The sequence below is a fragment of the Lactobacillus sp. UBA5813 genome (genome assembly GCF_002417895.1).
Taxonomy (GTDB): domain Bacteria; phylum Bacillota; class Bacilli; order Lactobacillales; family Lactobacillaceae; genus Lactobacillus; species Lactobacillus amylolyticus.
Genome location: NZ_DICZ01000017.1, coordinates 51,417 through 64,214 on the forward strand (window position 1 = coordinate 51,417; position 12,798 = coordinate 64,214).

At 39.0% G+C, this 12,798-nt stretch carries 16 protein-coding genes; 1 reads left to right on the forward strand and 15 read right to left on the reverse strand.

Features of this window, described 5'->3' with window-relative positions:
* Positions 1–4 precede the first annotated feature (4 nt).
* Together B2008_RS03335 and B2008_RS03340 are read right to left on the reverse strand one after the other, a co-directional pair.
* On the reverse strand, positions 5–406 hold the full coding sequence (locus B2008_RS03335; protein ID WP_281829723.1) for an OsmC family protein: 402 nt from the start codon (positions 404–406) through the stop codon (positions 5–7).
* Positions 407–426: 20 nt separating this feature from the next.
* Positions 427–1,599 carry an MFS transporter gene (locus tag B2008_RS03340; RefSeq protein WP_281829721.1) on the reverse strand — a complete coding sequence of 391 codons (1,173 nt, stop codon included), beginning with the start codon at positions 1,597–1,599 and terminating at the stop codon, positions 427–429.
* Positions 1,600–1,738: 139 nt separating this feature from the next.
* Between B2008_RS03340 and galE the strand changes: the two genes are divergently transcribed.
* The gene (gene galE, locus B2008_RS03345; RefSeq protein WP_281829718.1) at positions 1,739–2,731 is read left to right on the forward strand and encodes a UDP-glucose 4-epimerase GalE; all 993 of its coding nucleotides are present in this window, start codon (positions 1,739–1,741) and stop codon (positions 2,729–2,731) included.
* 100 nt (positions 2,732–2,831) lie between these two features.
* Here the strand turns inward: galE and B2008_RS03350 are convergent, their stop codons facing one another.
* From B2008_RS03350 to rpmG, 13 genes are all read right to left on the reverse strand, one after another.
* Entirely contained in the window at positions 2,832–3,284 is a 453-nt protein-coding gene (locus B2008_RS03350; RefSeq protein ID WP_006351563.1) for a hypothetical protein, read from the reverse strand.
* A gap of 81 nt (positions 3,285–3,365) precedes the next feature.
* Complete coding sequence (locus tag B2008_RS03355) at positions 3,366–4,181, reverse strand: Cof-type HAD-IIB family hydrolase (protein ID WP_281829716.1); 816 nt, start codon at positions 4,179–4,181, stop codon at positions 3,366–3,368.
* Positions 4,182–4,413: 232 nt separating this feature from the next.
* Positions 4,414–4,809: a helix-turn-helix domain-containing protein gene (locus B2008_RS03360; RefSeq protein WP_281829715.1), complete on the reverse strand. Its 396-nt coding sequence runs from the start codon at positions 4,807–4,809 to the stop codon at positions 4,414–4,416.
* Complete coding sequence (locus tag B2008_RS03365; protein ID WP_281829713.1) at positions 4,788–5,591, reverse strand: helix-turn-helix domain-containing protein; 804 nt, start codon at positions 5,589–5,591, stop codon at positions 4,788–4,790. The genes B2008_RS03360 and B2008_RS03365 overlap by 22 nt, the downstream gene beginning before the upstream one ends.
* Positions 5,592–5,714: 123 nt before the next feature.
* Positions 5,715–6,530 (reverse strand): helix-turn-helix domain-containing protein, encoded by an 816-nt coding sequence (locus B2008_RS03370; RefSeq protein WP_281829710.1) that lies wholly within the window; start codon positions 6,528–6,530, stop codon positions 5,715–5,717.
* Positions 6,531–6,812: 282 nt separating this feature from the next.
* Entirely contained in the window at positions 6,813–8,150 is a 1,338-nt protein-coding gene (locus B2008_RS03375) for a glutamine synthetase family protein (RefSeq protein WP_281829707.1), read from the reverse strand.
* Positions 8,151–8,357: 207 nt separating this feature from the next.
* On the reverse strand, positions 8,358–9,605 hold the full coding sequence (locus tag B2008_RS03380; protein ID WP_281829704.1) for an aminotransferase class I/II-fold pyridoxal phosphate-dependent enzyme: 1,248 nt from the start codon (positions 9,603–9,605) through the stop codon (positions 8,358–8,360).
* Positions 9,598–10,518, reverse strand: a complete 921-nt coding sequence (gene miaA, locus B2008_RS03385; RefSeq protein WP_281829703.1) for a tRNA (adenosine(37)-N6)-dimethylallyltransferase MiaA — start codon at positions 10,516–10,518, stop codon at positions 9,598–9,600. The genes B2008_RS03380 and miaA overlap by 8 nt, the downstream gene beginning before the upstream one ends.
* A 54-nt stretch (positions 10,519–10,572) precedes the next feature.
* On the reverse strand, positions 10,573–10,974 hold the full coding sequence (locus B2008_RS03390; protein WP_281829701.1) for a rhodanese-like domain-containing protein: 402 nt from the start codon (positions 10,972–10,974) through the stop codon (positions 10,573–10,575).
* Between the two features lie 66 nt (positions 10,975–11,040).
* A complete protein-coding gene (locus B2008_RS03395) occupies positions 11,041–11,262 on the reverse strand; it encodes a YqgQ family protein (protein WP_080881890.1) in 222 nt (73 codons plus the stop codon).
* A 2-nt stretch (positions 11,263–11,264) separates the two neighbouring features.
* Positions 11,265–11,945 (reverse strand): rhomboid family intramembrane serine protease, encoded by a 681-nt coding sequence (locus B2008_RS03400; RefSeq protein ID WP_281829699.1) that lies wholly within the window; start codon positions 11,943–11,945, stop codon positions 11,265–11,267.
* Positions 11,946–11,966: 21 nt separating this feature from the next.
* Complete coding sequence (locus B2008_RS03405; protein WP_281829697.1) at positions 11,967–12,524, reverse strand: 5-formyltetrahydrofolate cyclo-ligase; 558 nt, start codon at positions 12,522–12,524, stop codon at positions 11,967–11,969.
* Positions 12,525–12,581: 57 nt separating this feature from the next.
* On the reverse strand, positions 12,582–12,731 hold the full coding sequence (rpmG, locus tag B2008_RS03410) for a 50S ribosomal protein L33 (RefSeq protein ID WP_006351577.1): 150 nt from the start codon (positions 12,729–12,731) through the stop codon (positions 12,582–12,584).
* Positions 12,732–12,798: the final 67 nt, after the last annotated feature.

Genomic DNA, 12,798 nt, shown 5'->3' on the forward strand with positions numbered 1-12,798 from the left:
TTTTTTATGCCAATTTGACGGTGATTTTTGCTGCTTTTTTAACCGTTTGGTAAACTGTTGAAACATGCAATACATGATCAAGGAACTTTTGCTTCTCTTCATCATTCATCTGACTATCAAAACTAACCAGAATCTCCATTGCAGATACATCGCTCTTGCCATGGCCTAAATCTTCTGTTTCAGCCGTTGTCGTTAATTTAAAATTGCTGACTGCTATCTTATGGGCTTTGATAATCATCCCAGCTGACATGGTAATACAAGAGTTAACTGCGCCACACAAATATTCAACCGGATTCGGACCAGCATCGTTATCAACCGTATCACAAATAAATTCATGATCGCGGACATGATTGAAGATTTGCCACTCTTTATCGCCTAAGCGTGTTTTTACCTGATATTTGCTCATTTTCTTGCCTCATTTTTCTATTAGTGGTCGTCAATTGCACCATTGAGCCGTTTGCGATAGCTAAAGTAAACAATAACAGCAATTGGAATGATAACTAATTCAACTGGATAAAACCATTCGATCGGCAAAAGACTGTCAACAATTCCACTCAGGATCGGGCCAAGCGACATCCCGATATCAAGTCCAAGATAAAATGTTGAACTGGCCAAGCCTTGCTCGCTAATTGGAGCCAGTAGTAAAGCCGTTGACTGCAGAACCGAATAAATGACGCCATAACCCACTGCCATTCCAGCGGCAGCCAGTGCCATTTCCCAGTTATTATTCATAAAGCCCAACAACAGAATATAAGCCGCGGTAGCAACTGTGCTGATCCAGAACCAAATGCCAAAACGCACGGTATCAAAATAAGTCTTAAGCCCGATTCTGATAACCAGCAAAATTACAGCATAGATCATAAAGTATGAACCAACGGCAACATTGATATGCCGCTGCTCAACATAAGTTACGATATCTGCCTGCGTTGTGAAATACGGCAAAGCAAACAAAGTAGTCAGAATGGCGACAGGCAATACATTGCCTTGAATAATCTTGAAGCCTTTTTTCTTTTTAGCAGCATTCTTTTTAGGCAAAGCATGATCGCCAACAAACTGAATGGCAAAAATCATTAACAAGGCTGAAGCAGAAGCTAGATAAATTGAATGCCGATAGCCGATTTTTTGATAGAGATTAATCGAAATAGCTGGTGCGACCGCCATTGCCAAAGCATTCATTAAGCCATAAAAGCCCATCGCTTCGCCAACGTGCTCCCGCGGCACTAGAAATGCCAGCCAGGTAGTCATGCAGACTGTGCAAAGAACATAGCCGGCACCATTAATTAATCTAAACAAAAGCAGCCACTGACTCGTCGGCGTCAAAATATAACCGAGAATTCCGATAAAAATCAGAATCCCCCCGATTAAAGACAAACGATATTTTGAAAAACGATCGGTCAAATTTCCCGCAACCGGTCTTAAAAACATCGCTGCGATACTCATAATACCAACGATTAAGCCTGCAAAAGCCGAAGAAGCACCCAAGCTTTTTGCATAACCATTAATCAACGGATTGATAAACATCGTCCCGAACATAAAGAAGAATGACGCCGCCATTACCAAGATGACGTCTTTGGTATAAATTGATTTTTTCTTTTTCAAAGCAATTACCTCTTAGAAAGTTTAACTACCATTATTTTAGCACGCCAGAAAATTCTACGATCAGATTGATAAATGTTATACTTAAGGTGTTTTGAAAAAGATAGATAATAGACTTCACAATTAAAAAAGGAGCACGAAAATGCGTGTTTTAGTTATTGGTGGTGCAGGCTATATTGGCTCGCATGCCGTTAAGAAGTTGGTTGCTGAAAGCGACGATGTCGTCGTCCTTGATGCTTTATACACCGGCCACAGAAAAGCTGTTGACCCAAAGGCCAAGTTTTATCAAGGCGATATTGAGGATACCTTTTTGGTAAGCAAGATCTTGCGTGATGAAAAAATTGATGCTGTCATGCACTTTGCTGCTTATTCACTGGTTCCAGAATCAGTTAAAAAGCCGCTTAAGTATTACGACAACAATGTTACTGGCATGATTTCACTATTAAATGCAATGAATGATGCTGGTACCAAACATTTGATCTTCTCATCCAGTGCCGCAACTTATGGCGTTCCTAAGAAACTGCCTATCACTGAAGATACGCCGCTTGATCCAATCAACCCATATGGCGAAACCAAGATGATGATGGAAAAGATTATGGCTTGGGCTGACAAAGCTGACGGTATTAAGTACACTGCCCTTCGTTACTTCAACGTTGCTGGTGCAGCTGAAGATGGAACGATCGGTGAAGACCACGCCCCAGAAACTCACCTTATTCCAAATATTTTAAAGAGTGCAATTTCAGGCGATGGCAAGTTCACTATCTTTGGTGATGATTACAACACCAAGGACGGCACCAACGTCCGTGACTACGTTCAGGTTGAAGACTTAATCGATGCTCACATCTTGGCTCTTAAGCACTTAATGAAGACCAACAAGTCAGATGTCTTTAATTTGGGTACTGCTCATGGCTATTCCAACATTGAAATTTTGGAATCTGCTAAAAAAGTTACCGGCATCGACATTCCTTACACAATGGGTCCACGTCGTGGCGGCGATCCAGACAGCTTGGTTGCCGATTCAACCAAAGCAAGAACTATTTTGGGCTGGTCACCAAAGCATGAAAACGTTGATGACGTCATCAGAACTGCTTGGAATTGGCATAAGAGTCACCCAAAGGGTTACGAAGACAAGTAAAAAATATTTCTGAAGTTAAATTATTTTGTTTAAAAAATCTAAATTAAATTCTCACGAAAAAAGCGCCTGGCAACTGCCAGACGCCTTTTTTATTCTAAAGTTATTCTTGGGTTAATTTACTGAAAGCCTCGTTGGTTTCGACAATTTCGCCCATTATCTTATTGATCCAATCATTAAGCTTGTCATCATCATAAGCTGCCATGCCGCCTTCAGTATCAGCGATGTCAGCTACACCATCATTAAAGTCGGCCAATTCAATCATCAGCTTTTCAGCAAATTCCTTGGTACTGCCAGAAAAGTTGTTGGCAAATTTCTTAGTATTTTCGTACTTTTCTCCAATTTCAGTGAAGATTTCAACATTTTTCTTAAAAACATCGTCCAAATTTTTCATATCTTCTTGGTTAGGAACAGTGATTTCTTCACCCTTAGTCAATTGATCGTCAAGCCGCACGCCGATATCATTTAAAACCAGGTGTTCGTTGTACAAACGGCTCAATAATTTGATTCCGCTTGGATTACGTGCTTCAAAGTTAACAGTAATTTCGTCTGCCATTATTATTTCCTCGTCTCTTAATAAATTTAGCTAATATAATTGTAATACAAAAAGCAGTGACTTCAAAAGCCACTGCCTTTTCTAATTATTGCTGAGATAATTTTTAATCACCTTAAAAACGCCATCTTCGGTATTAGCTGGAGCCAAATATTTAGCCGCGTCTCTTGCTTCCTGACTGCCATTTTTCATCGCGTAGGAATATTTGGCAAACTGCAGCATTTCAACGTCATTGCCGCCATCGCCAAAGGCCATTAAATCATCGCCGGTTAAGTCCATCTTTTCAAGCAGCAGTTTCAGGCCCTCACCTTTATTGACGCCGTAAGCATTAACATCGACCGCATTTTTAGCTGAAGCAAAGGCGGAAATCTTTTGCCCAAATTCTTGGTTATACGCAGCTTCAATTTCTTTAGCAATACTGCTATCAGGCACATGGAAAGTTACTCCCAAAATACCATTTTCCGGCAAGACAGACCAATCTGAAACTTCAATGCAGGAGCCGGCAAAGTATTCCAAGAATTCTTTTACATCCTTGGGGGCATCCCTGTTAATGTAGGATTGTTTGGTATGGAAAACCAAAGTGGTTGCATCAGCATATCTTTGATTAACAAAATCAATCACGCCGATTGCATCTTTTCTTGCCAATTGCTGAAGAACCACTTCCTGATCATTCTCGATTAAACGCGCACCATTAGAAGTCACAAAAGACAATTCTGAATAAAAGTCGGCGAAGTCTTTGCGCAAGCGGACATATGGTCTTCCAGATGAAATAATAAACTTAACTTGACGCTGATGCAGTTCAGTCAAAATTTCACGAAATTTTTCATGGTCAAAGTCGTGTTTTTCATTTAAAAAGGTGCCATCCATATCGACAGCAATTGCTTTAAATGGTAGTCCCATAATTTACCCCAATCTCAAAATAGTTAACAACTTATTATAGCCTATTTTGGGTTAAAATTAATTTAACTGGTAACCAGAGATTCCCAGAAGATATTTAATTTGTTCTGCTTTTTCAGATTGATGCTTTAGTCGAGCTTGATAATACTTGACCGTTACTTTTTGCAGCAAAATCAGCTTTGAATCAGGCAAGCGGTTCAAATAATTGAGCGCTTTTTCGAATTCGTCACGCTGATTATCCTGGTAACAAAACCGCGCATACCTGGCTGCGATATTGGGTATCGCCCAAATCTGTTAGGAGTAATGAAATCACCTGCTTGTACTTTTGATTTGTAAAGTTCGGGTCATTCAAAATTGCTATCAGACTGGCCGCATTCTTTTCGGAATAAGCTGCTTCAATTATTTCTTGATAAGGAAGATTTTTTGGCTTTGTATCACCACTGTCTTTTAGAAAATCAAGCAGAGAAATATTGTGCGCCTTTAGCAAGGCAAGCAGGGTCTCTACTCTGATTTCATTCTGGTTGTTTTCAACCCTTGAATAAAAAGATTGATCAATGATGCCAGCAGCCATTTTCTTCTTATCAAGTCCAAGGAACAGGCGCATCTGCTTTAATCTGTCACCAATTTGCATAAATAAAATCCTTCTAAACTAAATTGATAGCCAAAGTCTTTTAACGCATTCATGATTAGCTGCTTTTTTTCTTGATCATGAGCGATGACAGCTTGATAATATTGAGCCAGAATTTTAGGCGTGAAAGTAATTGCCAAGAAAGGCAACTGGTCAATTTCGTTTAAAACTCTAACAGCATTGATGCGGTCATTTTCATGCAGACAGCGAAGAGCAAAAGCCAGTTTTAAATTAGCCAACGCAATCATTTGCCGTGAATCGACTAAAGACAACGCACTTATTTTTTCGTCGACTATCTTCATTAGTATTTTGACCTCTTCATAATCATAGAGTGACATTAAGATTATGAATTCCCAAAGACTGCGGCTATTCCAAGCACCTATTTTGATAATACGGTACTTCATTTCTTGTTTTAATTTTGGAGATAATTGGTCGACGTTTTCTTGCAAAATTGCAAGCATCAGCTTTCTTTCCAGTTCCAATTGATAATTGCGAATTTTCGGCTTTAACGCTTTTAATTCATCAACTTTTTCTTCATAAAAAGCCAATTTCAGCTGATCTTGAATAATTTGATCTTCGGTTCTTAATTCGGTTATCCCTGAGAAGAAATCGTATAAAGACATGTGATGATCATTTAAAATATCTATTAGATCATTGATTGTAATATCATGCTTTTCATGCTCAACCCTAGAATAAAAAGAAATTGTCATAATATTATCAATCATTTCAGCTTGCGTCAGACCAAGGAGAATTCTGGTTCTCTTTAATTGTTGTGCTATTCTCATATCTATCTCTATTTCTTTTCCCTATTCGAAGTTTCAGATTAATAATATGTTCTTTTCTGTATAAAGTCCTAAAATATTCATATTTGCATAAAAAAGCATCGACTTTTTTCGGTCGATGCCTCTTTAAGCTACTGTGTCCTTAATTAACGGGTAATAATTGCCCTTCTTCAAAATATGAATTATTTCATTTTTCGTTTCATCATCATGCTTAAATAACGATTCATAATATGTTGCTAGCAAATCGCTAAAACCAATCTCTGGAGTGACTGGCAATTCTCTTAAAAACTTAATTGGGAGCCGCGTGTAGGATTCATCCGCCTTCTCATGGTAGCAGCAATTCAAGAAATTTACGGCAATCCAAGAAACAAACTGCAGCGTGAAGGGATCTGACACCGGATGTTTTTTAAAGGCCGAGAAGGCTGATTTAACCAATTCATAGGAAGTTTCAATGTCCATCAAGACAACTGCTTGACTTAAAAAGTAAAATGACATGCGGTCCCAGTCTTCGCCGACAATTAGTGACTTTACTTTTGCCTTCAATTCGGTAGAAATATGGTCATTGGAATGAGTTACCCAGGCGTAGGCTAATTCTAATCTAAATTTAAGCCAGGATGGTAAATCATTATCTTTTTGATTTAATTTGGTTTCAATTTCCTTTAACTTGGCAAGGTTTTTAGTATTTTTAGCAAAAGTAATTTCTGATTCAATCTCATAATAGGAATTGTATTGATTTTTGCTTTGATTGCTGAGACGGCTGAAGAAACTAACTACATCAAAATGATGGACAGTGAGCAGCTTAATTAATAGGTCGGCGTCGATGCTACGCTTATCATTTTCTACTTTTGAATTAAATGATTGCGTTACGATTCCTCCGGCCATCTCTTTTTGTGTCATACCAGCGTGCAGGTGGTAAGTTTTTAAAGTTTGCCCAATTGTCATAAATTATCCTCCAAAATCTAATCAAGATTATTATAGCGGATTTATGCATAAAAATAGAGTTGCACACTCACTTCATGTGCAACTCTTTTTTCATTCAAGAATTATTATCTTAAGTTCAATTTGCTTGCTGGAATCCAAAGGTTCTTACCTGCAATCTTGTAGTAAGTCTTGCCAGTAGCTTGACCATTTGCATTGTTGTTTTTATTAAAGAAAAAGCCGTCCACAAAGGACGACTTTAATCTAGAGGATATATAAGTAAGTTTTTCTTATATTAATTAAGAATTAGTAACCCATGTAACGGTTTCTTTCCCAATCAGAAACTGATTGAGTGTATTTTGACCATTCAAGTTCTTTAGATTCAATGAAGCTCTTAGTTAAGTGTTCACCTAAGGCATCTTCTATCAACTTATCAGCCTTGAATGCCTTAATAGCATTGTGCAAAGTTGATGGTAATGGCTTGATGCTACGCTTAGCTCTTTCTTCTTCAGTCATTTCAAAGACGTTAGAAGTTACAGGCTTCATTGGCATCTTTTGTTCCTTGATTCCTTGCAAACCAGCAGTAAGGCAAGCTGCAAGAAGAAGATATGGGTTAGCAGTTGGGTCAGCTGAACGCATTTCCAAACGGGTGTTGATTTCTTCAGCATCTGGAATACGAACAAGTGGTGAACGGTTCTTAGTAGCCCATGAAATGTAAACAGGAGCCTCAAAACCAGGAATCAATCTCTTGTATGAGTTAACAGTTGGGTTGGCAATAGCAGTGATTGCGCGAGCATGTTCCAAAATACCATTCAAGAAGTATAAAGCAGTGTTTGAAAGGTGGTATTCGCCATCCTTGGAGTAGAATGCATTCTTGCCATCTTTAAAGAGTGACATGTTGGTGTGCATTCCGTTACCAGCTTCACCTTCAATTGGCTTAGCCATGAAGGTTGCGAACAAACCGTGCTTTCTAGCAACTTGTCTTACAACCATCTTGAAGGTTTGAACACGGTCAGCAGTAGTTAAAGCATCATCGAATCTGAAGTCGATTTCTTGTTGACCAGCACCTACTTCGTGGTGAGCAGCTTCAACTTCAAAGCCAATGCTTTCCAAAGTTTCAACAATATCACGACGGCATTCAGCACCTTCATCGCTGGAAGTCATGTCAAAGTATGAAGCATGATCTGGAACTTGAGTAGTCCAGTTGCCATCTTCACCTAACTTAAACAAGTGAAATTCAGCTTCAAAACCAATATCGAAGTCTGAGAAGCCCATTTCGTGCATTTGCTTAAGAACACGCTTTAAGTTGTTTCTTGGGTCACCTTCAAATGGTTCACCATTAGTCTTGTGAACTGAGCAAGTTAAACGACCAATCTTGCTGCCAGTTTTATCAGTCCATGGCAATACCATCCAGCTTGAAAAGTCTGGGTACAAAACCATGTCGCTTTCTTCAATTCTTACGAAACCGTCAATTGAAGAACCATCAAAACGAATATCGTTAGTTAAGACTTCGTCCAATTGGCTGATTGGAACTTCAACAGCCTTTAAAGTACCGTTAATATCAGTAAAGGATAATCTCAAAAAGTGAACGTTGTTTTCCTTTACGCTTTTCCTAATATCATCTGCAGTAACTGTTTTACTCATTTTTTCCACCTAAAAAATATAAAAAACTATCAATTTGTACAGTCCTATTATCGATTCCCTTTCTCGTATTAGAACTGTATAAAAGAATAGCAGACCAATTTTGAAAAGTCAAATTGGTCTAATAAAAAATTTGGATCTTTATAAAAGCTTAATAAAATAAAAATGAGACTAACTAAATGTTAGTCTCATCGGCTTTGCTGATTCTCATTAATTATTAAATAAAGTATCTTTAACAGCATTGATGACCGCAATTTTATCATGGGCATAGGTTAGACCGCCTTGCATATATACGGCATAAGGCGGACGGACCGGACCATCGGCAGAAAACTCAATTGTTGAACCAGAAACGAAATTGCCGGCTGCCATAATAACTTTGTCTTCATAACCTGGCATGTGGTAAGCTTCCGGTTTTACAAAAGAATCGACAGGTGAATTCTTCTGAACCTCCTGAACGAATTGCTGCATCTTCTTTGGATCACCAAAAATAATGGTTTCAATTATGTCGCTGCGGGTTTCATTCCATTTTGGCGTAACCTCCATCCCCATTTTTTCAAACAAAGCAGCTGCGAAAATCATGCCTTTCTCCGCCATGCCAGTGACATTAGGTGAAATAAAGAAGCCTTCATAAAAGTCATGCAAATTATCGAGCGTAGCTCCTTCATCCGTGCAGCCTGGTGCAGTCAATGCGATTTTGGTATTGGCAATCAAATCCTTTTTGCCGACAATATAGCCACCTGTTTTTGCGAGGCCACCACCAGCATTCTTAATCAAAGAACCAGCCATGAAATCAGCACCATATTCCGTTGGTTCATGTTTTTCAGAAAACTCGCCATAGCAGTTATCGATGAAAATCAAACTCTTTGGTGATACCTTTTTGACGAAAGCAATCATTTCCTTGATTTGGGCAACAGTGAAGGTCTTTCTTGTAGCGTAGCCACGTGAACGCTGAATAGCGACGATTTTAGGCTGATCGCGCGTTAAAATTTTTTCTGCTTGCTCATAATCAATCAGGCCTTCCGAAGTAAGCGGAACGTAGGAAAACTTGACCCCACGTTCCATTAAAGTGCCCCGCTTTTTTGGCGTTAAACCAATTACTTCCTGCATGGTATCGTAAGGCATCCCGGTCAAATAAGTCAGCGTTTCGCCGGCATTCAGGTTTCCGTTCAATGCTGTAAACAAAGTATGGGTACCGGAAACAAATTGCGGACGGACAACAGCGTCTTCAGTTTGAAATACTTCGGCATAGATTCGATCCAGCTTGTCTCTGCCGGTATCATCATCGCCGTAGCCTGTAGTCCCGTTTAAATCAGCCTCTGCCACTTCTTGATCCTGAAAAGCTTTAAGCACCTTGGCCTGGTTATAAACAATTTGCTCATCAATTTCTGCCAGCTTAGGCGTAATTTGTTTGTCAACTTCATTCACTAATTTTTGCAATTTTTCTGGTAGATCAAACATTCAACCATTCCTCCACTTTTTTTAAAATCTTCTTATCACAATCGGGATCGTTTAAAGGATCGAACCACTGAACAGGCAATTTATTTCTAAAATACGTCAGCTGCCGCTTAGCGTAGCGCCGTGATGAAGTCTTCAACTGGTCAATGCATTCTTCAAGCGTTTGCTTATGCTCAAAATACGGGAAAAACTCCTTATAAGCAATGGCCTGCAATACTTGATATTCCTTATCCCGATGATCATAAATGAATTTAGCTTCATCCAAAATTCCAGCATCCATCATTTTATCTACACGGTGGTTGATGCGCGCGTAAATTTCGCTGCGATTGGAATTTAAACCAATAATCAAATAGTCATATCGCGGCGGAATACTAGTCTGTTGTTCTGAAAACTTCTTGCCCATTCGCTCAATAACCGTTAAAGCACGCAAAGTACGTCTGGCATTTGCCACCGGAATTTTGGCTGCGGCCACTGGATCTTTTTGCTCCAGCAGCTGCCACAGCTTTTCCGGACCATTGCGAGCTAAATAATCCTCCCACTTTTTAGTTACGCTGCTTTCTTCTGCTGTTTTTTCACCCAGCTGCATCTTATTCAGCAACGCGTTGACATAAAAACCTGTGCCGCCAACGACCATTGGTAAACAATGCTGAGCAGCAATTTCGTTAATAGCTGCGGTTGCCTGATCAACAAAATCTTTAACCGAATAATCTTCAAAAACGGAACGAGTATCGACTAAATAGTGTTTAACTGCTGCTTGTTCATCTTCTGTTGCTTTGGCCGTACCAATTGCGACTTCTTGATATATCTGCATTGAATCGCCAGAGACGATTTGAGCGTTCAATTTTTTAGCCAATTTAATTGCCAGATCTGTTTTGCCAATTGCGGTTGGACCAACGATCGCCAATACCTTTTTCATATTTTCTCCTAATAGCAAAAAAGGCTTGAGAATCACTATCTCAAGTCTTTTGAATTAATATTTTGAACTCTTGGTTCTGCCATCCCATTGTTCAAAGCCATCTTTAAGCCAGTGAATTGATGAAAACTTCTTTTTCTTTAATAATCTAGCGGCACGCAAAGTGATCGACAATGAATCTGAATACAAATATACCGGCAAATCAGGACGAAGTTCTTCATATTGATACTTAAGCATGGTATAAGGCAAGTTGAGCGCACCATCAATATGCTTCCGCTTAAAGGCTGCTTTTTCTCTTAAATCAACAATCTGTGCCTTACGCATCCCGGCCTTAAATTCATCATTATTTAACTCGCCACCGATGCTCTTAGCTTGAAACTTGTTCCAAGCCCAAACAATTACAAAGACTAAAATGATTGCGATTAAAATAACATCTAAAATAATTAAAAAATTCGACATCAGTTAAATCGTCCCTCTAAAAAATCTTATATATTTCATGATAACGCTAAAGCGCTTGCTTTGCTATCACTTTTTGCCTTTTGCATCTCGCTCTTTGCGTTCTTCATATTCATGTTCACGCTGCAGAATCATTTTAGCAATTAGATAGTCGTGCTGATCCAGCAAATTCGTATGGTAAATATTATCTAATTCAATGGCCATCAGTTCAATATCCCAAATTCGCTTGCCAACATGGACCAAAACGCCATATTTTTCAAGCAGCTGTTGAACATCGTATAAGTTTTTCATCATCAGAAAGAAATCACCATTCCTTGTCTAACTGTTAATACAATATAAATGATAGCAATAGCTGCAGCGATAACCCGCAACTTGGTATTGTAGCCTTTGCCTAAACGATCTCCGCTCATCATTGCCAGTAAAAATCCAGAAATCAAGCCACCGATATGACCGTAAATATCAATGTTTGGCAAGAAAATATCAATAATCAAGTTCAAAACAGCCAATACTAATGCTTGACGACCAACATAAGCTACTGCTGGACTAGAACGGTGACGAATACCCAAAGCAAAAACGGCACCAAATAAACCGAACAAAGCAGTTGAGGCACCAGCGCCGATGCTTTTATCGGAGCCAAAAGCTAGGCTTAACAAATTGCCGCCAACACCAGACAGCAAGTATATCAACAAGAAGCGCCAATGCCCCAGGATTGGTTCAATAATCAAGCCCATGTAGTAAATCATGACAATATTGGAAACCAAGTGCCAGATGCCAATATGCAAGAACTGAGCTGTAATAAGACGCCACCATTGATGACCTGCTACTACGGCATAATTGTTCATTGCACCTAATTTAACCAAGGTCGCGGTGTTTTCTGAGCCACCCATAAAAGTTTCGACTAAAAACATCGCAATACAAATAAATACCAAAACAAAGGTACAAAAAGCTGGTGGAATTTGTCGTTTTCTTACCATAATAGCCTCTTTTCTAAATTTTTAATCAGCAGTAATAATTTTTTCTACAGGAAGATCGTGATCCTCAATTGGCCAGGTTGCTGTCTTAAAGAGCATTTTAGAATTTGCTAAAGCAATTGTTCTTACTTCTGGATGGCTTGCGATAAAACGGTCATAATAACCGCCGCCAAAGCCCAAACGTTGCTTGCTATCCTCAGCAAATGCTAAACCAGGCACGAGAATTAAATTCAACTCATTGTTGATTTCAGCATCTGGATCAGAAACCTCTTCTACTCCGAAGGCTGACTTTTTTAATGGGCTACGATAAGTATAATGAACAAAATTCATTTTGTGCTCTGGACCAGGGACTACCTTGGCCAAATACACATCCTTACCCAGATCCCACAAGTGGGCAATAATCTTAGAAGTATCAATTTCTATTGGCAAGGAAGCCGTAATTCCAATCGTTTGCGCTTGATGAATTAAATCAACCTGGCTTAAATTCTTAAGAATCCTTTGATCTTCTTCTTTTTTCTTCGGGTTCGTTGCAAACTCGGTTAAAATTTGTTTTTGCTTTTCCCTTAATTCTTCTTTTTTCATTCTACTCCCCGGTGATAACAAAAAATAGCAGGTAAATAACCTGCTATTTTGGTTTAATTACTTAGTTTCACGGTGAAGTGTTACTCGTCTTTCAACTGGGCAATACTTCTTTAAGGATAAACGTTCCGGATGCTTACGCTTGTTCTTCTTAGATAAGTAACTTCTATCGCCACATTCGGTGCATTCCAAAATGATGTTATCTGCCATTTTTTTCACCACCTACAAATTTTTTATTCTGACTGTATTAGAATAGCATTTTTTAGCCACTTTGACC

What these genes read in the sequence shown, in the direction of transcription:
- B2008_RS03335 (WP_281829723.1), bottom strand. Translation starts at nt 406, where the DNA reads ATGAGCAAATATCAGGTAAAAACACGCTTAGGCGATAAAGAGTGGCAA.
- galE (WP_281829718.1), top strand. Translation starts at nt 1,739, where the DNA reads ATGCGTGTTTTAGTTATTGGTGGTGCAGGCTATATTGGCTCGCATGCC.
- B2008_RS03350 (WP_006351563.1), bottom strand. Translation starts at nt 3,284, where the DNA reads ATGGCAGACGAAATTACTGTTAACTTTGAAGCACGTAATCCAAGCGGA.
- B2008_RS03355 (WP_281829716.1), bottom strand. Translation starts at nt 4,181, where the DNA reads ATGGGACTACCATTTAAAGCAATTGCTGTCGATATGGATGGCACCTTT.
- B2008_RS03360 (WP_281829715.1), bottom strand. Translation starts at nt 4,809, where the DNA reads ATGCAAATTGGTGACAGATTAAAGCAGATGCGCCTGTTCCTTGGACTT.
- B2008_RS03365 (WP_281829713.1), bottom strand. Translation starts at nt 5,591, where the DNA reads ATGAGAATAGCACAACAATTAAAGAGAACCAGAATTCTCCTTGGTCTG.
- B2008_RS03370 (WP_281829710.1), bottom strand. Translation starts at nt 6,530, where the DNA reads ATGACAATTGGGCAAACTTTAAAAACTTACCACCTGCACGCTGGTATG.
- B2008_RS03375 (WP_281829707.1), bottom strand. Translation starts at nt 8,150, where the DNA reads ATGAGTAAAACAGTTACTGCAGATGATATTAGGAAAAGCGTAAAGGAA.
- B2008_RS03380 (WP_281829704.1), bottom strand. Translation starts at nt 9,605, where the DNA reads ATGTTTGATCTACCAGAAAAATTGCAAAAATTAGTGAATGAAGTTGAC.
- miaA (WP_281829703.1), bottom strand. Translation starts at nt 10,518, where the DNA reads ATGAAAAAGGTATTGGCGATCGTTGGTCCAACCGCAATTGGCAAAACA.
- B2008_RS03390 (WP_281829701.1), bottom strand. Translation starts at nt 10,974, where the DNA reads ATGTCGAATTTTTTAATTATTTTAGATGTTATTTTAATCGCAATCATT.
- B2008_RS03395 (WP_080881890.1), bottom strand. Translation starts at nt 11,262, where the DNA reads ATGAAAAACTTATACGATGTTCAACAGCTGCTTGAAAAATATGGCGTT.
- B2008_RS03400 (WP_281829699.1), bottom strand. Translation starts at nt 11,945, where the DNA reads ATGGTAAGAAAACGACAAATTCCACCAGCTTTTTGTACCTTTGTTTTG.
- B2008_RS03405 (WP_281829697.1), bottom strand. Translation starts at nt 12,524, where the DNA reads ATGAAAAAAGAAGAATTAAGGGAAAAGCAAAAACAAATTTTAACCGAG.
- rpmG (WP_006351577.1), bottom strand. Translation starts at nt 12,731, where the DNA reads ATGGCAGATAACATCATTTTGGAATGCACCGAATGTGGCGATAGAAGT.